General features: G+C 57.5%; 23 protein-coding genes. 6 read left to right on the plus strand and 17 right to left on the minus strand.

Annotated features, from left to right (window positions below; genetic code table 11):
• The first annotated feature begins 132 nt into the window (after window positions 1-132).
• The 4 genes from ABVT35_RS14980 (at window position 133) to cysQ (ending at window position 4,396) form a co-directional block, all read left to right on the plus strand.
• Window positions 133-1,494: a cache domain-containing protein gene (locus ABVT35_RS14980; protein WP_368467393.1), complete on the plus strand. Its 1,362-nt coding sequence runs from the start codon at window positions 133-135 to the stop codon at window positions 1,492-1,494.
• Between the two features lie 28 nt (window positions 1,495-1,522).
• The gene (locus tag ABVT35_RS14985) at window positions 1,523-2,176 is read left to right on the plus strand and encodes a response regulator (protein ID WP_368467394.1); all 654 of its coding nucleotides are present in this window, start codon (window positions 1,523-1,525) and stop codon (window positions 2,174-2,176) included.
• Between the two features lie 150 nt (window positions 2,177-2,326).
• The gene (locus tag ABVT35_RS14990; protein WP_368467395.1) at window positions 2,327-3,475 is read left to right on the plus strand and encodes an acyl-CoA dehydrogenase family protein; all 1,149 of its coding nucleotides are present in this window, start codon (window positions 2,327-2,329) and stop codon (window positions 3,473-3,475) included.
• Window positions 3,476-3,628: 153 nt separating this feature from the next.
• Window positions 3,629-4,396, plus strand: a complete 768-nt coding sequence (gene cysQ, locus ABVT35_RS14995; RefSeq protein ID WP_368467396.1) for a 3'(2'),5'-bisphosphate nucleotidase CysQ — start codon at window positions 3,629-3,631, stop codon at window positions 4,394-4,396.
• 25 nt (window positions 4,397-4,421) lie between these two features.
• On the opposite strand, the gene ABVT35_RS15000 is transcribed toward cysQ, so the two are convergent.
• The 6 genes from ABVT35_RS15000 to ABVT35_RS15025 all read right to left on the minus strand — a co-directional run bounded on the left by ABVT35_RS15000 (window position 4,422) and on the right by ABVT35_RS15025 (window position 10,581).
• The gene (locus ABVT35_RS15000) at window positions 4,422-5,804 is read right to left on the minus strand and encodes an aspartate aminotransferase family protein (protein ID WP_368467397.1); all 1,383 of its coding nucleotides are present in this window, start codon (window positions 5,802-5,804) and stop codon (window positions 4,422-4,424) included.
• Window positions 5,805-5,966: 162 nt separating this feature from the next.
• A complete protein-coding gene (gene argE, locus ABVT35_RS15005; protein ID WP_368467398.1) occupies window positions 5,967-7,130 on the minus strand; it encodes an acetylornithine deacetylase in 1,164 nt (387 codons plus the stop codon).
• A gap of 7 nt (window positions 7,131-7,137) precedes the next feature.
• Window positions 7,138-8,316, minus strand: a complete 1,179-nt coding sequence (doeA, locus tag ABVT35_RS15010; RefSeq protein WP_368467888.1) for an ectoine hydrolase DoeA — start codon at window positions 8,314-8,316, stop codon at window positions 7,138-7,140.
• A gap of 144 nt (window positions 8,317-8,460) precedes the next feature.
• On the minus strand, window positions 8,461-8,877 hold the full coding sequence (locus ABVT35_RS15015) for a Fur family transcriptional regulator (protein ID WP_368467399.1): 417 nt from the start codon (window positions 8,875-8,877) through the stop codon (window positions 8,461-8,463).
• Window positions 8,874-9,701: a metal ABC transporter permease gene (locus tag ABVT35_RS15020; protein WP_368467400.1), complete on the minus strand. Its 828-nt coding sequence runs from the start codon at window positions 9,699-9,701 to the stop codon at window positions 8,874-8,876. The genes ABVT35_RS15015 and ABVT35_RS15020 overlap by 4 nt, the downstream gene beginning before the upstream one ends.
• Window positions 9,694-10,581 (minus strand): ATP-binding cassette domain-containing protein, encoded by an 888-nt coding sequence (locus ABVT35_RS15025; RefSeq protein ID WP_368467401.1) that lies wholly within the window; start codon window positions 10,579-10,581, stop codon window positions 9,694-9,696. The genes ABVT35_RS15020 and ABVT35_RS15025 overlap by 8 nt, the downstream gene beginning before the upstream one ends.
• 294 nt (window positions 10,582-10,875) lie before the next feature.
• Here ABVT35_RS15025 and ABVT35_RS15030 point away from each other — a divergent pair, with 294 nt between their 5' ends.
• Window positions 10,876-11,763 (plus strand): hypothetical protein, encoded by an 888-nt coding sequence (locus tag ABVT35_RS15030; protein ID WP_368467402.1) that lies wholly within the window; start codon window positions 10,876-10,878, stop codon window positions 11,761-11,763.
• 61 nt (window positions 11,764-11,824) lie between these two features.
• On the opposite strand, the gene pcaF is transcribed toward ABVT35_RS15030, so the two are convergent.
• The 6 genes from pcaF to pcaC form a co-directional block, all read right to left on the minus strand.
• A complete protein-coding gene (gene pcaF / locus ABVT35_RS15035; RefSeq protein WP_368467403.1) occupies window positions 11,825-13,027 on the minus strand; it encodes a 3-oxoadipyl-CoA thiolase in 1,203 nt (400 codons plus the stop codon).
• A complete protein-coding gene (locus ABVT35_RS15040; protein ID WP_368467404.1) occupies window positions 13,027-13,824 on the minus strand; it encodes a CoA-transferase subunit beta in 798 nt (265 codons plus the stop codon). The genes pcaF and ABVT35_RS15040 overlap by 1 nt, the downstream gene beginning before the upstream one ends.
• A complete protein-coding gene (locus ABVT35_RS15045) occupies window positions 13,821-14,675 on the minus strand; it encodes a CoA transferase subunit A (protein WP_368467405.1) in 855 nt (284 codons plus the stop codon). Before ABVT35_RS15045 ends, ABVT35_RS15040 begins: the two co-directional genes overlap by 4 nt.
• Window positions 14,676-14,684: 9 nt before the next feature.
• The gene (gene pcaG, locus ABVT35_RS15050; RefSeq protein ID WP_368467406.1) at window positions 14,685-15,299 is read right to left on the minus strand and encodes a protocatechuate 3,4-dioxygenase subunit alpha; all 615 of its coding nucleotides are present in this window, start codon (window positions 15,297-15,299) and stop codon (window positions 14,685-14,687) included.
• Between the two features lie 286 nt (window positions 15,300-15,585).
• Window positions 15,586-16,326, minus strand: coding sequence for a protocatechuate 3,4-dioxygenase subunit beta (gene pcaH, locus ABVT35_RS15055; RefSeq protein WP_368467407.1), 741 nt, complete (start codon window positions 16,324-16,326; stop codon window positions 15,586-15,588).
• On the minus strand, window positions 16,319-16,738 hold the full coding sequence (gene pcaC / locus ABVT35_RS15060) for a 4-carboxymuconolactone decarboxylase (RefSeq protein ID WP_368467408.1): 420 nt from the start codon (window positions 16,736-16,738) through the stop codon (window positions 16,319-16,321). The genes pcaH and pcaC overlap by 8 nt, the downstream gene beginning before the upstream one ends.
• A gap of 192 nt (window positions 16,739-16,930) precedes the next feature.
• Here pcaC and pcaQ point away from each other — a divergent pair, with 192 nt between their 5' ends.
• Complete coding sequence (gene pcaQ / locus ABVT35_RS15065; protein WP_368467409.1) at window positions 16,931-17,851, plus strand: pca operon transcription factor PcaQ; 921 nt, start codon at window positions 16,931-16,933, stop codon at window positions 17,849-17,851.
• 63 nt (window positions 17,852-17,914) lie between these two features.
• On the opposite strand, the gene ABVT35_RS15070 is transcribed toward pcaQ, so the two are convergent.
• From ABVT35_RS15070 to ABVT35_RS15090, 5 genes are all read right to left on the minus strand, one after another.
• Window positions 17,915-18,379 carry a cupin domain-containing protein gene (locus ABVT35_RS15070; RefSeq protein WP_368467410.1) on the minus strand — a complete coding sequence of 155 codons (465 nt, stop codon included), beginning with the start codon at window positions 18,377-18,379 and terminating at the stop codon, window positions 17,915-17,917.
• Between the two features lie 199 nt (window positions 18,380-18,578).
• Window positions 18,579-20,156 carry an ABC transporter substrate-binding protein gene (locus tag ABVT35_RS15075; RefSeq protein ID WP_368467411.1) on the minus strand — a complete coding sequence of 526 codons (1,578 nt, stop codon included), beginning with the start codon at window positions 20,154-20,156 and terminating at the stop codon, window positions 18,579-18,581.
• 52 nt (window positions 20,157-20,208) lie between these two features.
• Window positions 20,209-21,297 carry a DUF917 domain-containing protein gene (locus ABVT35_RS15080; protein ID WP_368467412.1) on the minus strand — a complete coding sequence of 363 codons (1,089 nt, stop codon included), beginning with the start codon at window positions 21,295-21,297 and terminating at the stop codon, window positions 20,209-20,211.
• On the minus strand, window positions 21,294-22,433 hold the full coding sequence (locus tag ABVT35_RS15085) for a DUF917 domain-containing protein (RefSeq protein WP_368467413.1): 1,140 nt from the start codon (window positions 22,431-22,433) through the stop codon (window positions 21,294-21,296). The genes ABVT35_RS15080 and ABVT35_RS15085 overlap by 4 nt, the downstream gene beginning before the upstream one ends.
• Window positions 22,414-23,985: a hydantoinase/oxoprolinase N-terminal domain-containing protein gene (locus ABVT35_RS15090; RefSeq protein WP_368467414.1), complete on the minus strand. Its 1,572-nt coding sequence runs from the start codon at window positions 23,983-23,985 to the stop codon at window positions 22,414-22,416. Before ABVT35_RS15090 ends, ABVT35_RS15085 begins: the two co-directional genes overlap by 20 nt.
• Window positions 23,986-24,003 lie beyond the last annotated feature (18 nt).

Below are 24,003 nucleotides of genomic sequence, written 5' to 3' on the forward strand. Positions count from 1 at the left end.
AATTCGTGCAAATACCAGTTTTATCAGCAGTACTACTGAGATGGCCACCGCACACGTGCATTCGGGGTACGTATATGCCATTTTTCCGGCTCTGCCGTTTGCATATGGCTGATCGAACGCGGATTTGTGCGCATGAAATTCAAGACCAAACTGTTCTTAATCACCCTGCTTCCGGTGATTCTCATATCGGCAGCGATGATCTTCGTCATCGACTTTCAGTCTACGCGCCTGTCGCGCTCTCAGGGGCAAACAGTCGAGGACCTGTATCTGGACCTCAAACACACCGAACTGAAAAACTATGTGATGCTTGCGCGCAATGCGCTGACCCCGATCTACGCATCCAAACTGAAAACAAAACGCCAGGCACAGAGGCAGGTCACCGAGATTGTCCGCAAAATGACCTTCGGCGAGGACAGCTATTTCTTCATCTATGACGGGGATGGCACCAACATCGTCAATCCGCGCCTGACTTACCTCATCGGCAGCAACTGGATCGGGCTGGAGGACGAGGACGGCAAACACGTTGTAAAAGACCTGATCGACCGCGCCAAGCAGGGCGGCGAGTTCTACCCGTTCATCTGGAAGAAGCCTTCGACGGGCGAATACGTCAAAAAGCTCGGATACTCGGTGTATCTGGACAAATGGAACTGGATGCTTGGAACGGGCATCTATCTCGACGAGGTGTCACGCCAGGTTGCGACCGTGCAAGGGGAGCTTCAAAGCAATGTCCGCGAGACGCGTCTCGTGCTATTTGTCCTCATGTTCGGCGCCGTGCTGCTGACGGCCACAACCATCGCGGCCGCGCGCCTTTCCGAACAGCGTTTTGCCGATGCCCGGCTGAAGGAACTGTCGGCCCGTCAGGTCGATTTTCAGGAAGAGGAGCGCAAGCGCGTTTCAAGAGAACTGCACGACAGCATCAGCCAGTTGCTGGTTTCGGCGCGCTACGGCCTTGAAAGCGCGCTCAACGGTTCGCGCAGAAAAAACGACATAGCCGAGCCGATCGAAAAGTCGATGAATGCGCTCGACAACGCCATTTCCGAGGTGCGGCGCATTTCGATGGCCCTTCGCCCCTCGGTCCTCGACGACATGGGGCTGGCCGCGGCGCTCAAGAGCCTGGGAAGCGAGTTTTCACGGCAAAGCGATATCGCGGTCGAAGTCGAGGCCGAACCGCTCAAGGATACGCTCCCCGATGAGGCCAAAACGGCACTTTACCGCGTCATACAGGAGGCGTTGACCAATGTTGCGCGGCATTCCGGGGCGCGTAACGTTAAAATCAGGCTCTGCCGTAGCGGCAACAAGATTGTTCTGCATCTCGAAGATGACGGCGTCGGCATGGCGCGCGGAGCCGAGCGGCGAAACAAGGGCGGCGGTCTGGGAATAAGAAATATGCAGGAACGCATCGACACGTTTGACGGCACGATACGCTTTTCAAAAGCCCGGTCCGGCGGGCTTGCAATCAAGGTGACTTTGCCGATAGTAAAACAGAAAAAATGAGTACCAGATAATAATAAAAGGGGAACGAATGCAGTCTGCACGAACAGACGGCAAACGGATTCGTCTTGTCATCGTCGACGACCATGATCTGCTGCGTGAGGGCATACGCTCGCGGCTGGCAGATGAGGATTTTGTCGACATCGTCGGGGAAGGCAGCAATGGCCACCAGGCGGTGGAGCTGTGCCAGACGTTGAAGCCCGACCTCGTGCTTCTCGATATCTCCATGCCGGAAATGAACGGCCTTGAGGCAGCTCAGGAGATCAAGAGAACACGACCGGAAACCAAAATCCTGTTCCTTTCCATCTATGACAATGAGGAATATGTGCAGGAAGCGCTGCGTATCGGCGCCAACGGGTTTGTGCTCAAGGATGTTTCCAAGGCCGAGATGATAAACGCCATCCGCGCCGTCTCGCAGGGCGCAACCTATCTCGGGCCCCAGGCAGCGGCATCGCTTGCCGGCAGATCGTCTGAAAGGCTGGTTCCGGCTAATGATTTCGGCCTGACCGACCGCGAAAAGCAGGTTCTTTCCGCCGTCTCAAAGGGGCTGACCAACAGGCAGATTGCCGAACAACTCCATATCAGCGTACGCACGGTTGAAAGCCACCGGCTTTCCATTCGCGAAAAAACCGGCGGTGGAAATGCGGTCGCGCTTTCAAAGATAGCCAACAAACTGGGACTTTAGACTGTTTCCCATTGCAGAAGCGCTGTGCCCGGGTAAGCCGCTCCATTACAGACAGAACGTTCGTCTTGTTTTAAATCCACCTGCGTGTACACTGCGCCCGAACTTGCCGCTGCCGTGACAGGTCCGGTAACCAGGAGCAGGAATACAGCCATGAAAAATCCGTTCGAAACAAACGAACACCGTGCATTTCGGGAGAGTTTTTCGAAATTCGTTGCCAACGACATCCGACCCTTTGCCGACGAATGGGATGAAGCCGGCGCGATTCCGTGGGAGCTGCATCAAAAGGCTGGTTCGCTGGGTCTCTACGGATTTGGCATAGACGAAGCCTATGGCGGGCTTGGTTTCGACGACTGTTTCATGCGCGCAGCTGCTGCCGAGGAGCTGGGTAAATGCGGTGCAACGGGCATCGCGGCAGCCCTCGGCGCACGAAACATTTCCACCGGTCCAATCGCGGCTTTGGGATCAGAAGAACTCAAGCGGAACGTCCTGCCTCAGATTCTCTCCGGAGACGTCGGCTCATCCCTCGGAATTACAGAGCCGTCGGGCGGTTCCGATGTCGCCAATCTGCAAACGACGGCGAAGCGCGACGGCAATGAGTGGGTACTCAACGGCTCCAAGACCTTCATCACAGGCGGCATGACCAGCCGCTATTTCGTCATTGGAGCGCGCACCGGCGGGCCGGGATTGGCTGGAATCTCATTGTTTTTTGTGGAAGCCGATGCGCCCGGTTTCACCCGCACGGCGCTGGAACGGAAAATGGGATGGTGGTGTTCGGATCAGGCAACCCTTTTTTTCGACGAATGCCGCCTGCCCGCCGACAGCCTGATGGGCCCCGAAAATCGCGGCTTCATCGCTATCATGAACAATTTCAACTATGAGCGGCTGGCGCTTATTGCGCAAAGCCTCGGCATGGCCAAGCTGTGCCTCACGGAATCGATTGCCTATGCCAATGAACGCAAGACTTTCGGAAAAAGGCTCATCGAGCACCAGGTGATCGCCCACAAGATCGCCGACATGTCGGCCCGCATCGATTCGGTCGAAGCCTACCTCAATCAGATTTGCTGGCTGGCGAATGAGGGCCCGACCCCGGTCGCGGAAATCAGCAAGGCGAAGTTCCTGTCCACAAAAATGCTCGAATATTGCGCCTCGGAAGCCATGCAGATATTCGGCGGCGCCGGCTATCTTCGCGGCAATCCGGTGGAGCGGGTCTATCGTGAGGTTAAGGTCATGGCCATCGGCGGCGGCTCGGAAGAGATCATGAAGGACCTGGCGATCAGGCAGATGGGCGTCGCTGAGTAGACATTGTCCGGTGGAACGGACAACTGTCAGGTCAACTTTTCATCGACATCGACACCAAATGTCTGTCAACTGCAATCATGCAGGTGCTGCCGGCGAGTCGTGTGTATTGACGCACCGTTTCTGCAGCCTGTCCCATGAATTGCAGCAGAACAGATGAATTACACAGCGCTTACCAAACAATTGGCCAGGATTGCATTAGCGGCCGGCGACGCCGTCATGCGCGTTTACAACGAACCACCCGAGGCAAAGATCAAATCCGACGGATCGCCGGTCACCAAGGCGGACAAGGCGGCTGAGGAAATCATCCTTGCAGGCTTGCGCATTTGCGCCCCCGATATACCGATTGTTTCGGAGGAAAGCGAAGAAAGCCATCGCCTCAAAGCGCCCGCGCGGTTCTTCCTTGTCGATCCGCTGGACGGCACCAAGGAGTTTCTGCGCCACGACGGCAAAGGCTCCTTCACCGTCAATATAGCACTCATCGAAAACGGATCGCCGGTGCTTGGTGTCGTGTATGCGCCTGCGCTCGACCGGCTGTTTGCCGGAACCGTTGGTCAAGGCGCGTCGGAAACCAGAAATGGAGAACGCAAACCGGCATCAGTCCGTAAGGTCCCGCAGTCCGGACCGGTCGCCGTTGCAAGCCGCTCCCATCGCGACGAGCAAACAGATCAATGGTTGAAAGACCACAATATCGAGCAAACGGTCTCCATCGGATCTTCCCTGAAGTTCTGCCTTGTGGCCTGCGGCGAAGCCGATATCTATCCGCGTTTCGGCCCGACGATGGAATGGGACACCGCAGCCGGTCACGCAGTCCTGCTGGCCGCCGGCGGTTTTGTCACGACGCCTGAAAATGAAGCGTTTACATACGGCAAGCCCGGTTTCCGCAATGGGCCGTTCATTGCCACAGCCCATCAGGACAACTGAATACCGGTTTCAGTGCAGCGTCAGGTTATCTGACCTTGGCCGCCACTGTCTGTACCGCATCCCTCGCCGCATCTACGACTATATCGGCTTCTTCGCGTGTCAGGCACAAAGGCGGCGCAAAACCGAGAATATCGCCCTGCGGCATGGCCCGGCCGATAACCTTGCTGCGCTCGAATAGCGCCGCGGCCACCTGGGGCCCGACCTTGTCGGCGGCATCGAAGAAGACGCGTCCATCGCGGTCGCGGACAAATTCGACGGCGGCCAGCATACCTTCGCCACGAACGTCCCCGACAATGGAAATATCGGAAAGCGCCTCGCTAAGGCCCTGACGTAAATAGGTACCGACCTCCCCGGCATTCGCAACAAGACCGAGCGTATCGATCAGATTCAGGTTTGCAACGCCTGCGGCAGCGCCGATCGGATGGGCCGAATAGGTCCAGCCATGACCGATGGGGCCGTATTCGTCAGTACCCTGCTCCAGCACTTTCCAGACCCGATCCGAAACAATCGATCCGGAGAGCGGCGCATAGGCCGAGGTAAGCCCTTTTGCAATCGTTATGAAATCCGCCTCGATGCCATAGTGGTCGCTGCCCATCATCGATCCGAGCCGGCCGAAGCCCGTCACCACCTCGTCTGCGATAAGCAGGATATCGTGCTTTTTAAGAATCGGCTGGATTGCGGCCCAGTATCCGGCAGGTGGCGGTACAATGCCGCCGGTTCCAAGCACGGGCTCGCCGATAAAGGCCGCAATCGTGTCCGCGCCTTCCCGTTCGATCAGAGCCTCAAGCTCTGCGACGCAGTGCGCCACAAACTGCTCATCGCTCATCTCAAGGTCGGACCGGCGGAAATAAAAGGGCGCTTCGGTATGGATAATCCGGTCAAGCGGCAGGTCGAATTTCTTGTGAAACAGTTCCAGGCCCGTCAGGGATCCGGTGACAAGCCCCGAACCGTGATAACCGCGCCAGCGCGAAATGATCTTCTTCTTTTCGGGCCGGCCAAGGATGTTGTTGTAGTACCAGACAAGCTTGATGTTGGTTTCGTTCGCGTCCGAGCCGCCAAGGCCGAAATAGACCTTCGACATATTGTCGGGTGCGCGGTCAAGGATCATTTTGGCAAGCGTGATGGATGTTTCCGTGCCATGGCCGACATAGGCGTGATAGTAGGCGAGTTCCTTCGCCTGTTCGGCAATCGCGTCGGCAATTTCGGTGCGCCCGTAGCCGACATTCACGCAGTAAAGCCCCGCAAAGGCATCCAGGATCGAATTGCCGTCGCGGTCTTCGATATAAACGCCCTTGCCTCCCGTAACGATGCGGCTTGCCGCCTCTCCGCGCGCGTGCTGGGCAAGATGCGTCGAAGGATGGAAGAAATTCTCGCGGTCCCATTCGGACAGTTTGTCGTTGGTCAGCATATCGGTCCTCATTGTTGCGTTGAGGATGCCACATCCTTCAAAGAAGGTGCATCCATAGAAGGCCATTGAAAAAGAACGGATACCGGATTGGCGGCCCTTGGACAGAATATTCATCTGCCGCCGCACATAAGATCTGCGCGCGACCCGCGGATCGGACCGCGATCACCGGGTCTGATGTAGAGCAAGCTTGTGCATGAAGCTCAGACACTGCTCGATCTGCGATATCTCGACATATTCGTCCGGCTTGTGGGCTTGATCGATACTCCCCGGTCCAAAAACCACGGTCGAAATGCCGGCTCTTTCAAAATGTCCGCCATCCGTTCCGAATGCCACGACACTGCCGGAATTCAAGCCGGTCAGTTCGCGGATCAGGCTAACCGCATCCGAATTTTCATCCGCATTGAGCGCCGGAACCTCGGCTTCTACAATGGTCAAAATCCGGGCATGTGGAGCCGTCTTTTGCATGGACGGCAGCAGAGCCGCGTCCGCATAGGAAGTAATCTCGGCCAAAATGGCGTGAGGGTCCTCGCCCGGCACCGGTCGAATCTCCCAATCGAAGCTGCAGGATCCTGCTGTAATGTTGCGCGCCGCACCACCCTCGATCCTGCCGACATTGACCGTGCAAAAGGGTGGATCGAACGGAGAATTCACAACCGGATTTGCCGCCATGCGCCTGCCGGTTTCGAGGATCCTGGCGATGTAAAGCGCGGCTGTCTCCACGGCATTTGAGCCTTTTGTGGGGTTCGAGGCATGAGCCTCAAGCCCGGTAATTTCCGTGCGCAATTCCAGACCGGCCTTGTGCCCGGTGATAAGCTTCATCGATGTTGGCTCTCCGATGATTGCAGCGCGCGGCCGCATCGGCTTCGACTCAATATCGTCGACCAGTATCGGCGCACCGAATCCGCCGATTTCTTCGTCAAAACAAAATGATATATGAATTGGCTGATTCAAATCCTGAGCCTTGAACACCGGAACCATAGCCAGCATGCAAGCCAGGAATCCCTTCATGTCGACGGCACCGCGCCCATATAACCGGCCATTTCGTTCGGCGAGCGCAAATGGGTCGCTGGTCCAGTTTTGGCCGGTAACGGGAACGACGTCGGTATGTCCGTTCAGAACCACACCGCCGTCGACGGCCGGGCCGACCGTGGCATAAAGGTTTGCCCGTTTGCCCGTATCGTCGTGACTGATCGAGGATGCGATGCCGAAGCCGTCCAGATAGCTGCGTATGTAGTCGATCATCTCAAGGTTCGGTCGCCCCGAGACACTCTCGAAAGCCACCAGCCGGGAAAGAATTTCCTTTGCCGCGCTCAGTTGATCGTGCATGGCGTCCTCAAGGCTGCACAAAGAGTTTGCGCGGCACGTTCGAAAGCAGGTCCGGTCCATCATCGCCGATGACTATGCTCTCAGTCAGTTCCAGCCCGTAGTCCTCAAGCCACAGTCCGGTCATGAAGTGAAAGGTCATTCCTGCCTTAAGTTCCGTCCGGTCCCCAGCCCGCAGGCTCATGGTGCGTTCGCCCCAGTCCGGCGGGTAGGAAAGCCCGATCGAATAGCCGGTACGGTTATCCTTGACGATGCCGTATTTCTTCAACACCGTAAAAAAGGCGTTCGCGATATCCTCGCACAGATTGCCGGCCTTTGCCTTTTCAAGCCCGGCGTCCATGCCTTCAAGAACGGCTTTTTCCGCATCAAGAAATGTTTGATTTGGCGCGCCGAGAAATACGGTGCGTGACAGCGGGCAGTGGTAGCGTTTGTAACAGCCGGCGATCTCGAAGAAGGTCCCCTCACCGCTTTTCATGGGTTTATCGTCCCAGGTCAGGTGCGGTGCAGAAGCATCTGCACCGGATGGAAGCAGCGGAACAATGGCCGGATAGTCGCCGCCGATCCCGCCTACGCCGCGCAGCCCGGCATCGTAGATCTCGGCAACGAGTTCGTTTTTCCTCAAACCCGGGCGCACGGTTTCGCGAATTCGCTGATGCATCGCTTCGACGATACGGCCGGCCTTGCGCATATAGTCGATTTCCCGCGGCGACTTCACTGCCCGTTGCCAGTTCACCAGTCCCTTGCAGTCCTTGAAAACCGCATTTGGCAGGTTGCGCATCAGCGAGGCATATGCTGCTGCGGAAAAGTAGTAGTTGTCCATCTCTACGCCGATGACGCTGCCGCCCTGCCCCCTTTCCTCCAAAATGGTGGACAGGAGGTCCATCGGATGGCGCTCATCTGACTGAACATAGTGATCGGGGTAGCCGATAATATTGTCATGGGTGGTGTAGCAGGTGCGGCGCGCGCCGTTGGCGTCCTGTCCGCGCCCAAACCACACCGGTTCGCCTTCCGGCAGCACCAGTACGCACTGATGGACATAAAACGACCAACCGTCATAGCCGGTCAGCCAGTGCATATTGGACGGATCGCTGATGATCAGACAGTCGAGACCGGCTTCCTCCATCGCCTTTCGTGTACCGGCAAGACGTTTTTCATATTCCTCAATCGAAAAGTTCAGATGGGATGGTATTGACGATGTTTCGATCATCTGATTGCCCCGCTGTTTCTCCCCGTCCCCAAGGGCAGGCCATCACAGATGACACCGGAACACCGGACCGGTCAACGACTATTCACGGCTCTAACAAACGGTAAACGGAGTCGTAAACCTACACGTTCAAGAGACTGAAGCGCATTCCTTACAAACGCCGCGCAGTTCGATCGTCGCTGCATTCATCGAAAAACCGTCCTTTAAAGCCAGCGATTTGAGTTGCGCCTCGAGGCGGTCATCCGCAAGTTCGGAGACCTTTTCGCATTTCATGCAGATTGCGAACACCATCGTGTCACGCGATTCGCATTCCGGATGCTGGCAGGCGACGAATGAATTCAGGCTTTCAAGCCGATGGACGAGCCCGAGTTCCAGCAGTTTGTCGAGAGCACGGTACACCTGCAAAGGCGCCCGAATTCCATGATCGCGCAGACCATCCAGTATTGCATAGGCACTGAGCGGGCCTTTGGCGGAGGAAAGCGCGTCATAGACAAGACCCTGGTTTTTAGTCAGTTCAGGCGATGCGGGATTATGTTGGGTCGTCACGGTTTTTCTCCCTGAGCTGAACGGTTGGCGCGAACAATGAGACCTGCGATGGGTGAAAGGCTGATGAGGAAAATCACCAGCGCTGCGACCACGATCGATGGTCCCGACGGTGTATCCCAGTTCAGGGAACCAAACAGCCCCGAAACGACAGCCGCGACGCCGATGACGACAGCGATGACCGCCATCTGCTCCGGGCCGCTGGAAAACCGTCTGGCCGCGGCAGCCGGTATGATTAGCAGCGCCGTTATCAAAAGCACGCCGACAATCTTCATGGAAATCGCGATGACGGTTGCCATAAGCAGCATGAAGATCAGGTTCGTCCGCCACGGCCGCATGCCTTCCGCTTCTGCAAGTTCCCTGTTCACTGTGGCGGCAAAAAGCGGGTTCCAGATCATCGCAAGCACTGCGAGAACGCAGCCGCCGCCGATATAGATGATAGCGATATCCGTTTTCGAAACGGCAAGAATATCACCGAACAAAAAACCCATCAGATCCATGCGGACCCAGGTCATAAACGCCAGGACGACAAGTCCGAGCGCAAGGGAGGAATGGGCAAGCAGTCCCAACAGCGAATCCGATGAAAGCGTCGCGCGGCGCTGCAGGAAAACCAGCGCCAAGGCAACACCAGCACAGACAACGAAAACCGCGAGGGTGATATTGAGTTCCAGCAGAAACGCCAGCGCCACCCCCAACAATGCGGCGTGTGAAAGCGTATCACCGAAATAGGCAAGCCGCCGCCAAACGACGAAACACCCGAGCGGAGCAGCAACGATTGCGACGCCGATACCGGCGACTATTGCTCTTGAGAAAAAATCGTCAAGCACGCCCGCCCTCCCCGTTACCACCCTTATGCGGATGTTGATGATGGCCCTTGCCGGGATGATGATCATGATGGCCATCGTCGGGATGGCAGTGATCGGTAATGGTTCCGTCGAGGTGGCGTACCCGGCCGTCCGGCAGGTGCGTATGGTCGTGGTGGTGCCGGTAGATCGCCAGCGCCGCCGTTGCCCGATCGCCAAACAGCTGCCGGTATTCAGCACTTTCGGCCACCATATCGGGCGAGCCCTTGCAGCAAATATGCCCGTTCAGGCAGATCACCTGATCGGTTGCGGCCATCACCACGTGCAGATCATGTGAAATCAGCAAAATGCCGCAGCCGAGATCGTCGCGAATTCGCGAAATCAGTTCATAAAGAGCAATTTCGCCTGAAAAATCGACACCCTGCACCGGCTCGTCCAGAACCATGAAGTCCGGTTTCACCGCAATCGCACGCGCCAGCATTGCCCGCTGAAATTCGCCACCCGATAGCGTACGCACTTCAGCGTCGGCCAGATGCGCGATGCCCGTTGCTTCCAGCGCCTCTTCTATCTGTTGCGATTCAAGACGTTTCGTCAGCCGCATAAAGCGTTTGAGGCTGAGCGGCAAAGTCCAGTCGACAGACACTTTCTGCGGCACATAGCCGACCTTGAGACCGGCAGAACGCTTCGCTGTCCCCTCGGTTGTCCGATGGATGCCGAGCGCGAGTTTCGCGGTCGTTGATTTGCCCGAGCCGTTGGGGCCTATCAGCGTCACGATCTCACCCCGGCGCACTGTCAGGTCCACACCGCGAACCAGCCATTTCCCGGACCTCTCGAAGCCGGCATTTTCAAGTGTTACAAGCGCATCTGAAGCTTTCAACACATCTTCATATCCTGCTGAAATCATTGGCGGCCTGTATGGCATATGTTATAGCGTAACACAATAAATGTTATTCTATAACAATAGCGAGATTCCGGATGTTTGTCCTAACCGAGATATTTATCCAAGGGCACCAGCGACCGCGCCCCCAGCGCCCGCCGCGTCATTGAGTTCGGGTTCAGTCCTGGCTCAAGATCGAATTGCGCCAACCTTTCATCTAGACACCGCTTTCAGATGCTTGATAAGGCTGGTCCCGGACGGGAAGCTGTCGCAAATATCACACGTCGAAGCGGAATTCATTTTGGATGAAGGAGACCGGATTTGGGACAACAAAGACGTAATATACTGAAAGGCGGAGCCGCTCTGGCTGCAGCCTCCATGCTGCCAGGCAACGCGCTCGCAAAGGCGTCTGGATATGCCCGCAGAACCGGCGACTCGCTGGATTTACCGACCCATGTGCTGCACGAAGCGATGATCGATTACTTCTCCGGCAAGGGCTATGAGCTGGTTGACCATGTGCCGATCGTGACCGGCGACGAGAGCTTTAACGGCGGTCTTCGTTATGACGAAACCGGAATCGACAACAAACCCGGCCAGATGGCAATTCAGCCCTGCGCGCGGATCGAGGACATCCAAAAGAAGGGTCAGTTGGATGTCCTGCCGCTGTTTCACATCTTCTACTGCATGACGCCCCTCGGTCTGAAACCCGCCGACACGCTCGCGCAGGTACTCGACTATCTGACGAACAACGTTGGATTGAACAGCCAGTACTTTGCCTTCGTAACCGTACCGGAATTCGAGCTTTACTTCCCTGTCCTGGAGGAATACGGTTTCGACCCGAACCGGCAGGTACATATTCGCGACAGCGAAGAAGCCTTGGTAATGGGAGACGGTTCCGGCTATTTCCGCTTTCCAGGCAATCGCGATGCTCTGGCATTCGCCACGGCCGGAATTTACTACTGGACCGGCACAGGCGCGCCACCGGAATTGACCGCCTATCCACCGCAGAAAGGCTGGACCGAGATCGGCGAGACTTCCATCGACGAAACCGCAAATTTCGGGTTTGGCCTTGGAACCGAGCGGGTCGGACTGGCTGCGACCCGGGAGATACCCTCCTGGCAGGAGCGGCTGGTGCTGCTTTTCGAACAGATCGAAATCCACAGCGGCGGCAACCCGCCACCCGGCAGAGACCGGTTCTCAAACGGCTGATACAAAACTGGAAAACAAGGGCCAACTAACCGCTATCCGGCCCTTGTTTCAGCACTTAGTGCTAAACCCGCTCCAGCGCAATTGCGATTCCCTGACCGACACCGATGCACATCGTCGCCAGTGCACGGTTGGCACCACGCTCTGCAAGCTCAAGCGCCGCTGTGCCGGTTATCCTGGCCCCCGACATGCCAAGCGGATGGCCAAGTGCAATTGCGCCGCCATTCGGGTTGACGAAATCGGCGTCCTCGGCAACGCCGAGGTCGCGCAGCACCGCAATGCCCTGGCTGGCGAAAGCCTCATTGAGCTCGATGACATCAAAATCGGAAATCGAAATGCCCAGACGCGTCACCAGCTTCTTGGAAGCCGGCGCCGGGCCAATGCCCATAATGCGCGGCGGCACGCCCGCAGTCGCACCGCCCATGATGCGGGCAAGGGGTCTCAATCCGTATTTTTCAATGGCGGCCTCTGAAGCCACGATCAGCGCGGCAGCGCCATCATTGACGCCCGAAGCGTTTCCGGCTGTGACTGTTCCGTTTTGACGGAATGGAGTCGGCAATCCGCCAAGCTTTTCCAGCGATGTTTCCCGTGGGTGTTCGTCACGATCGACGACAACGGGCTCGCCTTTTCGCTGCGGGATCGTGACCGCGGTGATTTCTTTGGCCAGACGTCCGTTCGCCTGTGCGGCCGCCGCTTTTTGCTGCGAACGAAGCGCAAAGGCATCCTGATCGCCGCGCGAAATCTCAAAATCCTCGGCAACGTTCTCACCGGTTTCTGGCATGGAATCGACACCGTACTGCTTTTTCAAAAGCGGGTTCACGAATCGCCAGCCAATGGTCGTATCGTAGATTTCGGCACGCCGCGAAAAGGCCGTGTCGGATTTCGGCATGACAAAGGGCGCACGCGACATGGATTCCACGCCACCCGCGATAATCAGATCGGCCTCGCCGGCCTTGATGGCACGAGCGGCGGCAATGGTTGCGTCCATGCCGGAGCCGCAAAGCCGGTTGATTGTGTTGGCGGGTACGGACACGGGGTAATCGGCCAGAAGGACACTCATGCGACCGACATTGCGGTTGTCCTCGCCGGCCTGGTTTGCACAGCCGTAAAACACCTCATCGATTGCCTCCAGATCGAGGCCGGGATTGCGGGCTGCAAGTTGCCTCAAGGGCACAGCACCGAGATCATCCGCGCGCACTGCCGAGAGGCTTCCCGCGAACCGCCCGATCGGTGTGCGAATATAATCGCAGATAAATGCTCCAGACATTATGCGGCCTTTCCTGTATCCGATGGTCCCTGATGGGCTGCCTTGGTGCGCGCTTTCAGATCGCGGAGCGTTTTAAGCTCGAGATCCGCCGGCGGCGGCGTCTCTTCTATATTGTCTGCGAACCTGACCGTCCATCCGCATGTTGCCTGGACATCCTCGCGCGTTACGCCCGGATGCAGTGAAACAACTGTGAACTCCTTGGTTTGCGGGTCCGGCCGCCAGATTGCAAGATCAGTGATCAGCATGGTCGGCCCTTGTGTTTCGATACCCAGACGCTTGCGGTGGTCGCCCCCCTCGCCGTGACCGAACGATGTGAAGAAATCAATCTTTTCGACCATGCCGCGCAGGGACTGCTTCATCGTGATGAAAACTTCGCCGCACGAAGCTGCGATTTCCGGTGCGCCGCCACCGCCCGGTAACCGGGTTTTCGGAGCGGCGTAATCGCCAATGACCGTCGTATTGATATTGCCGAACCGGTCAAGCTGGGCCGCACCCAGAAAACCAACCGTGATGCGCCCGCCCTGCAGCCAGTAACGGAACATCTCCGGCACGGAGACGGTCGATACGGCAGTGTCGCACAACTCGCCGTCGCCGATTGACAGCGGCAATACGTCCGGCGCCGTGCCGATCGTGCCGCTCTCGTAAATCAGGGTGATGTCCGGCGCATGGGTGAGTCTTGCAATATTGCAGGCGGCCGATGGCGCGCCGATGCCGACGAAGCACACATCGTCATTCTTCAGTGCTCTCGATGCGGCGATGGTCATCATTTCATCGGGTGTAAACTCAGGCGCACTCATGCCGCTGTCCTCAATCTTTGCACCCGCACCGCAAAATCGGCCGGTGTGGCGTTGATTACATGTTCTTCCATCCAGGCGAGAAATGTCTCGCGATCAGACGCAATCTTGTCCCAGGCGATATAGTTGGCATTGTCGCGGGTGTAATAGCCGTGCGCATAGGAAGGATGGGCACCACCCGGTACTTCGCATATTGCTGTAACTGTCCAGTCCGGCAGCAGGCAGGCATTCGGATGGGTCTCAAGATCGTCGACGATTTCTTCGACGGTCACGACAGACCTTTTAGCCGCCAGCACAGCCTCCTTCTGCACGCCGAGAATCCCTTCGATCAGCACGTTTCCCTTCCGGTCTGCCTTCTGGGCATGAATGAAAGTCACATCCGGCCGTACCGACGGAACGGCGGCCAGCACCTCGCCGGTAAATGGACAGGTCACCGATTTGATGTTGCTGTTGACAGCAGCGTAATCGACACCGCGATAACCGCGCAGCACGGCACATGGCAGACCGGCCGCACCGGCCTCATAGGCATTGGCCATCGCAGCATGGCTGTGTTCTTCCAGTTCCAGTTTATGCGGCCAGCCCTTTTCAACCGCGTCGCGCATCCGGCGCAAAAGGCCGACACCCGGATTGCCCGCATAGGAGAAGATCATTTTCTTGACCATGCCCATGCCGATGAGCTGGTCGTAGATCACGTCCGGCGTCATGCGGATGACCGTCAGGTCCTTGCACCCCTGCCTGACCGCCTCATGGGCGGCAGCGTGTGGAATGAGATGCGTGAAGCCTTCAAAGGCAACCGTATCGCCGTCATTCAGGTTCTCACGGACGGCGTCCGGAAGGGACATAAACTTTGCCATTTGTCCTACTCAGATATCGAAGAATATTGTTTCGTTTTCACCCTGAAGGTGAATGTCAAAGCGATAGCCATCACCATCGCGTTCAGCGAGCAGCGTCGGCACGCGGTTCCTGTGCTCGACGCGTGCAAGCACCGGGTCTTCGTCGTTCGCCGTCTTTTCATCGGCAAAATACATGCGCGTGTGAAGGCCGAGATTGATGCCGCGCGCCACGATCCAGAAACTGACATGCGGCGCCTGCAACCGTCCGTCGACAAAGGGAACCCGCCCCGGCTTGATCGTGTCGAAACGGTAGACGCCCGTTTCCATGTCCGAGGGCTGGCGTCCCCAGCCCGTGAAATTGGGATCCGCCGTTCCGCGCATTTCAGACGGGCTGTTATAAAGGCCTGCACCGTCCGCCTGCCAGATTTCCAGCAATGCGTCCTTGAGGGGCGTTCCGGTTCCGTCGATGACCTGCCCGGTGATCGTAATCCTCTCGCCCTTTGTCTTGTCGTTGACCATGGCAGCGCCAAGATCCTCTTCATAGATACCGGATATGTCGGTAGCATTCGGCGCCAGGCCGATATGGACATAGGGACCGGCGGTCTGGGAAGGGCTTTCCTTGAACCTGTTGAGCGGCTGAACCATCTAGAGCAAATCCGGGTTAGATTGAAACATTTGACCGAGGCGATTTTGGTCGCTGACGAGGCGGATTGCGCGCCGTGGTGCCAACCCACCACAAGCGCGGGCCAACGACGTCAGGGGGCAAAATCGCCCGGCCCATTCACTATTGATTATCAACATTTTCTTTCCTTTCCAGGGTGGGGAAAATCGGCCCATCGGCGTCGTTGCGCCACTTGCCCGATGCCCCACGCGCCTTGCCGAGTGGACCGATTTTCCGCCATCAAATGATTCAAGCTAACCCGGGTTTGCTCTAGTTGCCCTCCATGCGGTTTTCGAACATCGTCGAGCGTCGTCCGCGCAATACGATGTCGAATTTGTAGGCGCGCGCATCCATGGGGATGGTGCTTGCCATATCGAGCGGCGCAACGAGCTGGTCGATGGCAGCCTGATCGGAAATCGTGCGCACGATCGGGCACAGTGGAATGAGCGGGTCGCCCTCGAAATACATCTGCGTGATCAGCCGCTGGGCAAAGCCGTGCCCGAAAATCGAAAAATGGATGTGAGACGGGCGCCAGTCATTGATACCGTTCGGCCAGGGATATGGCCCGGGCTTTACAGTTCTGAACGCGTAATAGCCTTCATCGTCTGTAATGGTCCGCCCGCAGCCGCCGAAATTCGGATCGAGCGGAGCCATGTAGCCTTCTTTTTTGTGGCGGTAACGCCCGGCGGCATTGGCCTGCCAGAATTCCAGCAGGGCACCGGAAACGCCCCTGCCGCGCTCGTCGAGGACTTTGCCGTGAACGATGATCCGCTCGCCTATGGCGCTCTCACCCGGCTTGGCGAAATTGTGGATAAGATCGTTGTCGAGTTCGCCTAACAGGTCAGGGCCGAAAACCGGACCGGTAATCTCGCTGATTGTGTTTTCCAGCGACAACAGCGCCCGTTGCGGCGATCTGGCCACGCTGGTCTTGTAGTCGGGCGTGTATGCCTTCGGGTGCCAGGCGCGGTCGCGCACAAAAAATGCGCCCGTTTCGGGTGTGGTATTACGCATTGTCAGTCTCCCCGCCTGCTTCTGCTTCCATTTCATCAAAGGTCCGTTTTGCGATTTTGATCGCCCGGTTCGCGGCCGGCACTCCGGCATAGATGGCAACATGCAGCAGCGCTTCGCGGATATCTTCGGGCGTCGCTCCCGTATTGGCGCAGGCGCGCACATGCATGGCGACTTCTTCATCGTGGCCAAGGGCGGCAAGCAGGGCAATCGTAACCATGGATCGTTCACGCGGCGTCCACTGCGGCCGAGACCAGACATGCCCCCAGGCAGATTCGACGATGAGGTTCTGAAAGGGATCATCGAATGTCGACCTTCGTTGCTCCGCACGATCGACATATGCTTCGCCAAGCACGCGGCGCCGCGTTTCCATACCGGTCGCATATTTGTCGGACATTGGCTTGTCCTTTGACATGGCCGCTCCATTCCAGAGTTCGCTTCCGGAAAAATCAATTCGCGATTTTCAGGCCCTCCGGCAAAGGAAACCATGCCGGATTGACGGACACCATGCGAAAAATGCAGTCGATAATTCCTCTTGAATACATATTTACATGTTTCAAAAGGAATGAATAATGAATAATCAAACGAAAAAAATAGCGAAACTGATATGAGTTCACTGCGCAGGATCAAACTTCGGCATCTTGAAACCTTTGTCGAGGTCGCCCGCCAGAAAAGTGTCAGCCGGGCGGCTGAAAACCTTCATCTCACCCAGCCTGCGGTCACGCGGACGATACGGGAGCTGGAGGATATTTGCGGTCGTCCGCTTGTCGAACGTGAGGGACGCGGCATCCGCATTTCGCATCACGGCGAGGTATTCCTTCGTCATGCCGGCAGCAGTCTTGCATCGGCAAGAAACGGCATCAATGCACTCGCTGAGCTCAGTGTCGCCGACGGTCCGAAGATACGGCTCGGCGCACTGCCGACGGTTTCCGCGACGATTGTTCCGGAGGCCGTTTCGAAGTTTCTGAAATCAGGCATGCGAAACCGCCTGAAGGTCATCACCGGCGAAAATCGCGCACTGCTCGACCAGTTGCGCAACGGTGAACTCGATCTCGTCATGGGACGGCTGCCGGCGCCCGAAACCATGCAGGGCCTCAACTTCGAGCCGCTGTTCCGCGACAACGTGATCTTTGCCGTTCGCGCCGACCACCCGCTGGCAAGGCGCAAGCAGTTTGCCGTTGACGCGCTCAACAGTTACCCGGTTCTGGTTCCCACCCGGCAGTCGATCATCCGGCCCTTTGTCGACCGACTGTTCATCGAACAGGGAATCACCGAACCCGAACAGGTCATCGAGACCGTGTCAGATGCCTTCGGGCGCACCTTCGTGGAGCACTATCAGGCGATCTGGATCATATCGCGCGGCGTTGTATCCGCTGAAATCGACAGCGGAAAATTCGTAACGCTTCCGGTCGACACGGATTCGACCATGGGCTCGGTCGGACTCAGCACCCGCGCAAACACAGCCCTCACCCCGGCCGCATCCTATTTCGCCGATATCATCCGAAAGATCGTCACCGAAACCAAGTAGGATTCAGTGCACTAAATTTGTGTGTAGCGGCGATCAATTGAATCCATCACTTAAAGCAGTCGTTCAAGTTTCGAGGTCGATTGGCGATCCATCTGAGCGTGTGAACCTGCTTCCGTTTTTGCTTCGGCGGAAGATCACATCATGGTCGGGATAATGGACGACGCCTTCATCCGACCGTGTTCCAACGACCAGCATCACGGCTTCGGTGGCCGAACGGTTCTCAAGGCAGTGAGCTGTCGGTTGACCTGCCTTCCAACCTGCAGCATCGCCTGCTTGGAGCAGAGTTTCCTTATCCTCAATCAAGACAAGTTCCCCCGAGATCACATAGACGAACTCATCTTCGGTCTCATGCCAGTGGCGATGAGATGACCGTGAGCCTGGAGGAAGGCGTTCCAAGTGTACGCCGAACTGAGATAGCCCCACCCCCTCACCAAGGGGGATTTCTGCGTAGGGGCCATTGTCCTGCTTAAAAATTCGATTTGGGCCGCCGTCGTGTTCCAACCATTGGTTAACTTCAATCTTTGGCAAAGTTCCGTGCACTCCACATAGAATTGTTGAATACAATCTAGCGATAGTTGAAAGGCCAGTCACTTTGGGCTCGAAGCGGGCGTTGCACTCCGCCTGAATTGTGGATCCCGAACTCACTCATAATTCAACACCCCCAACAAAAAACCCCCGGTCGCAGACCGGGGGCAAGTTAGCCTCTTCTTGGGAGTGAATCAGCAGCTTATTGGTCGCAGCTCCACCAGTAGCGGGAAAAATCGGTGTCCCAGCTCTGCATCGGCACCCAGGCATAGCCCTGCAGGCACTTGTTGGCGGCAAAGCGCTTCTTCTGTGTGAGCAGGAACACATCCGACTGCATTTCGTGGAGCTTTTGCTGAATGGTCTTGTAGAGCTCGTTCTGCTTGGCCGGATCGGTGGTGCTGCGCGATTCGTCGATCAAGGCGTCGATTTCGTCGCTCATCACCCATTCCATTGAGGCCCAGGTGCCCTTGGCGTTGGAATGGTACTGGACATAGAAGACCGAATCCGGCGACGGATAGGTCGGCCCGTAAAATACCTGTGTGGCATTGGGCGTCGTCTCGACCGTCGCGGCCAGCTCCGTTATGCGGTTCCAGGGTTCGGGCTGAAGATCCACCTCGAAACCGATGGATTCAAGCGCCGATTTGAACAGCAGGCCGATCTCTTCTTCGAACGCGGTTTTGGCCACATAGCCGTGCGAGATCTTGATCGGCCCATTGCCGGCATATTTGGATTTGGCCAACTCTTCCTTGGCCTTTTCCAGATTGTATTCCGGCGCCGGCAGACTATCGAGATAAGCATCGGCAAAAACCGGCGCCAATGGGCCGTTCAACTGGCCGCCCGGGAAGATCACCTCACGGATCGTATCGTAGTCCATCGCGTAGGCAATCGCCCGCCGCACGTGTACATCGTCGGTCGGCGGAACCTGGTTGTTCAGCTTGAGATAAAAGCCCGTGGCCGTATCGGCCGCGATGATCTTGTAGTCCGGCAACTTGGCGACAGCGTCATAGGTCTCGCTGCTTTGATATTGCGAGGACATACCAAGCTCGCCCTTGGTGGCAAGCGCCTTGATCGTCGCTTCATCTCGGGTGACGACAAATCGCAGATTGTCGATCGGCTTCTGGTTGGGCCAGCCCGCATGGTAGTTGTCGTAGCGGCTCATCATCATCTGCGCGCCGCGTGTCCAGCCGTCGAGCCGGTAAGGCCCGGCACCGGCGGAATTGTCGGCAAGGTAGGTTTCGCCCCATTCGCCGTCATTTTGCTCGGTCACAAGATCGGAATTGACCACCAGGATGAGCGGCGTGTTGGACAAAAACGGCGAATAGACACGGTTAAGCGTTATTTCGACCGTCTGTGCGTCGACCTCTTTGACATTGTCTGGCTTGATGAGGTCAGCAAAGAGATACGACGGACCTTTGTTGATCGACAGCATCCGCTTCATGGAAAAAACGACATCCTTTGCCTCTACCGGGCTGCCGTCCTGGAATGTTGCGCCCTGTTTCAGCTTGAACGTGTACTTGGTGTCATCACCGGAAACCGACCAGCTTTCGGCAAGCTGCGGCACCACCTGCCCGGCGCTGTTGACCGTTGTCAGGCCGTCATAAAGGTTCACCGCCGCCATATATTCGGTGTAGTCATTGATCTTCGCAGGATCGATCGTGCCGAAAATCTGCACCGTATTGACGACGAGCGTTACCTTGTCATCGGCTGTTGACGGCGTGCTGATCGCCGTCGAGGCCGCCAGAGCGGCGGCGAACGCCAGTCCCATTTTGAATTTTCTCATTTCACTTCCTCCACTTTCCGTTTGTACTTGCTGGAATTCACGTTGCTGATTTTCAAAGGGGCAGTTCTTCGAGCGGCGTATAGGCCTGCGGGTAGCCGAAATATCCGGGCCCCACGAGCTCGATCCCGGCCTCGGTCCGCCATTGTGCATCGCAAGGCAGGCCGATCATGGTGACGGCAAGGCCGTAGCGCAGTTGCTCGGTGGTCACCGGCAGTCCGCCATCGGCATCGACCGCGCAGATCAGATCGGGCGTAACCGCCAGCGTCTGCTCCCGGTCGTTGAGAGCAATAAGGAACTCATTCTGGAAATTCACCTTGAAAGTGGCGCCCTCATCCTCATCCATGCCTTTCAGCGTTGCCTGGCCGCGCGCAAATCCGCCCTCGGTCTTGCGTTCGATATCAACGACACGTCCCGTCAGCAGCCTCTTGCCGTTCAGCCTCTCTATGAGCGCCTCCGCAGGATTGCGGTTTCCGGCACGCTCGCCGGTGATAATCCTGCCAATCTCAAGAATGAGCGATAAAGTATTGCGAAGAATGCCTTTTTTGACATCAGAACCGCTCATCGGATAGAGCGCTACAAGCGCCGCACCACCCATCTGGATCGTCTGCGAGCGCGCCAGTCTTTCCGTCCACAGATTGGATATCGCCTTGATGACCGAGCTGTTGCCTTTCTCATCGGTAATCACCATGGGCGTTGCATCAACGCCCTGCATGGTAAAGCTCACCATCTGCAGTTCTGGAAAGGCGCGGCCCATACCGTCGCCGTCGATAAGCGGCAGACCTGTTGCCGCCGCCACCGCAAAGGGGATCGTCGAATTGAGCCCGCCCGCCTCGATACAGATGAGTGCATCTGCCTTGCGGCCGAGATAGGCTTCGAGCTGTTCGAGTGCCCGGCCCGCTTCATCGCCGCTCGGCAGTTTTTCCACCATAACGGTCGGCGCGCCCATCATGCACACCGGCACACAAAGCCAGTCATCCGGCACATCCTCGGGTGAAATGACCTTGACCGGCCCGTGCTCCTCGATCGCCGACTGGGCCATCAGTTTACCGATATAGGGATCACCCCCGCCGCCTGTGCCAAGGAATGCGCCGCCTGTGGCGATTGCTTCCATCTCATCTCCGGTAATCGTGTAGGAACTCATTGCTGTGCACCTTTCCTCGCGCCTGTTTGCAGCGCGTTCGCCTCTTCAAGAGGCAGATAATTCAAGTGACCGAGCCCGAATCCGGGCGGCCCCACGACCTTGAGAGCTTCCGGCGTGCGCAGAAGCGGATGGCACGGCAGCGCCAGCACGCTGATCCGCTGGCCATAACGCAGCAATTCCGTGGTAATCGCTTCGCCCGTGTCGATATCCAGAATGACGATGAGATCCGGCACGATGACTTCCGTGCGGCCATTGCGGGAAAACACCAGGTTCTCGTTCTGGATCAGTATTGTCGCTTCGTCGCCGTCATGCGCGTCAAACCCGTCGATCCGGGCTTCACCCGTCACAAAGCCGCCCTTCAGTTCGCGTTTGACATCGCTGATCTTGCCGGTGAATACCTGCAGCCCGTCTTCGAACGCACAGATTGCCTCGACCGGATCCCTGTTTTGGCTCTGCGCCTCGCGAACCGTCCGCCCGAGCGAGATCGCTTTTGTGTAGGAATCGGGAATGGCGAAACGTTTGACAAAGACACCGGGCATGGGTGCGCTTGCCAGCGTCGATGCGCCGCCCTGTGCGATCACACAGGCCCGGGCAAGGCGTTCATGCCACAGCTCCGATGCGGCATGATCGAAGATAACGACATTGCCGTGCAGGTCGCACATGACACTCGGCGTGCTGCGGTGGCCATAGATCGAATAGGTGGTCATCTGCATTTCGGGGAACGCCCGCCCCATGCCGTCGCAATCGACCACCGGAAGATCTGCCAACGCGGCGACAATCAGCGGTTCCATCGCGTTCTGGCCGCCGATTTCCTCGCAGGCGATGGCATCGATCTTGAAACCGAGGCGTTCTTCCAGGGCACGGATGCAACGCAGCCCCTCACGCCCTTCCTTGATGCGTTCATGCGATATGAGCGGCGCGCCGATGCCACCGACCGAGACAACCTTGGCATCGTCCGGCAGGGACTGAAGCGGCAGGATACGCATCTTGCGGCCTTCGCGCAGAACCTGCAGCGCCCGCAGCTTGCCGACATAGGGGTTGCCACCGCCGCCGGTGCCGAGGATGGCGGCACCGACTTCGAGCGCCTCGATATCGTCTTCGCCGATGGAAATGAGATCAGGGTGCCTCGACAGCATTCGCTCCCCCCATTTCTCCAACGACCTTGACATGGATGCGCGTTGCATTGCCCGGCAGGTAAGCCAGCGGCACGTCCTCGCGCTCAATGGTCTCGATGGTTTCAGGAGACGCACCGGAGGAAACTGCCTTTTGCGTGGCTTCGTCTTCGGCCTGTTTGAGGCATTCGTCGCGCGTCAGCCCGTTTTCGAGGGAATAGATGCGGTCCACCTCACCGCTTATCTGGGCAATGGCCGCGCCCACCGCATTTGCAACGGCGAAGTTCTCCGGCCGCACAACATCAAGATCGGCCAGCTTGTCCGGCATCAGGATAGAACCGCCGCCGACCGCAATAACCGGGATCGGTTCAGGAGAAATACGGCTGCGTTCAACAGCGCGTTGCAGGAGCGTGGTTATGGCATCGCGCGCCCTGTCAACGGTGTCACGGTCAAGATCGGCAACCCTTGAAGCATCGCCAATATCCGCCTCGCCCCTGGCAACGGCAATATCGGTTGCGGTCAGCGTATCACCGCCAAAGACGCGGGCTTCGCTGGTGATGCGGAAACCGACGGACTGCGGACCGACGGTTACCTCGCCGCTGTCGTTTCTCCTGACGAGAGAACCGCCGCCAAGGCCGACGGAGAACACATCGGGCATGCGGAAATTGGTGCGCACGCCACCGATATCGACAACGGTTGCGGCCTGTCGCGGAAATCCGTGCTGCAGTGCACCGACGTCGGTCGTTGTGCCGCCGATATCGACAACGATGCCGTTGCGCTCCCCGGTCAGGAATGCAGCACCGCGCATCGAGTTTGTCGGCCCTGATGCGAAGGTCAGCACAGGAAAACGCTTGACCATCTCGGCACCCATCAGCGTGCCGTCATTCTGGGTTATGAAGAATGCGCATTTCAGGCCGGCGGACTGGAGCGCGTTGGCAAAAGCATCAACCGTGCGTTCGCTGAGCGAAAGCAGGCTCGCATTCATGATCGCCGCGCTTTCGCGTTCGAGCAGCCCGATGCGGCCGATATCGCTTGAGAGCACCACGGAAAGGTCGGGGCATTTGCGCAGCAGGTGCTCACGCGCGACCTTTTCCATCTCCTGATTGATCGGGCTGAAGACCGAGCTGACGGATGCAACCTGGATCTTGCGGACAGTGATATCGTCGCAGATGCGGTCCAGTTCCTCTTCATCGAGCGGCGCGATCTCGCGTCCGTCGAATTCGTAGCCGCCGCGCACAAGGTAACCATTGTCCCCGGCCGCAGAGCGCAGCTCCGACGGCCAGTCGACCATCGGCGGCAGGCACGCCGTTGCCGGCAACCCAAGCCTGATCGCGGCTACAGGATTGATATGCTTGCGCTCGATCACCGCATTGGTGAAATGCGTCGTGCCGATCATCACCTTGTCGATTTGCGCGCGATCGACGCCGGCCTTGCCGATTGCACCCTCGAGAGCCTCGATGACACCGGTTGTCACATCCTGCGTTGTCGAGGCCTTGAAGCCGGCCAGCACGTCGCGGCCCTGCATGATGACCGCATCCGTGTTGGTTCCGCCAACATCAATTCCTAGTCGATACACGATACTCTCCTTATTTTC

The organism is Hoeflea sp. TYP-13 (assembly GCF_040932035.1).
Lineage (GTDB): Bacteria > Pseudomonadota > Alphaproteobacteria > Rhizobiales > Rhizobiaceae > Hoeflea_A.

Coding starts and splice junctions, on each gene's coding strand:
- ABVT35_RS15025 (WP_368467401.1), bottom strand. CDS start 10,581: ATGATTTCAGCAGGATATGAAGATGTGTTGAAAGCTTCAGATGCGCTT.
- cysQ (WP_368467396.1), top strand. CDS start 3,629: ATGAATTACACAGCGCTTACCAAACAATTGGCCAGGATTGCATTAGCG.
- ABVT35_RS14990 (WP_368467395.1), top strand. CDS start 2,327: ATGAAAAATCCGTTCGAAACAAACGAACACCGTGCATTTCGGGAGAGT.
- ABVT35_RS15045 (WP_368467405.1), bottom strand. CDS start 14,675: ATGGCAAAGTTTATGTCCCTTCCGGACGCCGTCCGTGAGAACCTGAAT.
- ABVT35_RS15040 (WP_368467404.1), bottom strand. CDS start 13,824: ATGAGTGCGCCTGAGTTTACACCCGATGAAATGATGACCATCGCCGCA.
- pcaG (WP_368467406.1), bottom strand. CDS start 15,299: ATGGTTCAGCCGCTCAACAGGTTCAAGGAAAGCCCTTCCCAGACCGCC.
- pcaQ (WP_368467409.1), top strand. CDS start 16,931: ATGAGTTCACTGCGCAGGATCAAACTTCGGCATCTTGAAACCTTTGTC.
- ABVT35_RS15000 (WP_368467397.1), bottom strand. CDS start 5,804: ATGCTGACCAACGACAAACTGTCCGAATGGGACCGCGAGAATTTCTTC.
- ABVT35_RS15080 (WP_368467412.1), bottom strand. CDS start 21,297: ATGAGTTCCTACACGATTACCGGAGATGAGATGGAAGCAATCGCCACA.
- pcaF (WP_368467403.1), bottom strand. CDS start 13,027: ATGTCTGGAGCATTTATCTGCGATTATATTCGCACACCGATCGGGCGG.
- ABVT35_RS15075 (WP_368467411.1), bottom strand. CDS start 20,156: ATGAGAAAATTCAAAATGGGACTGGCGTTCGCCGCCGCTCTGGCGGCC.
- pcaH (WP_368467407.1), bottom strand. CDS start 16,326: ATGCGTAATACCACACCCGAAACGGGCGCATTTTTTGTGCGCGACCGC.
- ABVT35_RS15085 (WP_368467413.1), bottom strand. CDS start 22,433: ATGCTGTCGAGGCACCCTGATCTCATTTCCATCGGCGAAGACGATATC.
- argE (WP_368467398.1), bottom strand. CDS start 7,130: ATGCACGATCAACTGAGCGCGGCAAAGGAAATTCTTTCCCGGCTGGTG.
- ABVT35_RS14980 (WP_368467393.1), top strand. CDS start 133: ATGAAATTCAAGACCAAACTGTTCTTAATCACCCTGCTTCCGGTGATT.
- pcaC (WP_368467408.1), bottom strand. CDS start 16,738: ATGTCAAAGGACAAGCCAATGTCCGACAAATATGCGACCGGTATGGAA.
- ABVT35_RS14985 (WP_368467394.1), top strand. CDS start 1,523: ATGCAGTCTGCACGAACAGACGGCAAACGGATTCGTCTTGTCATCGTC.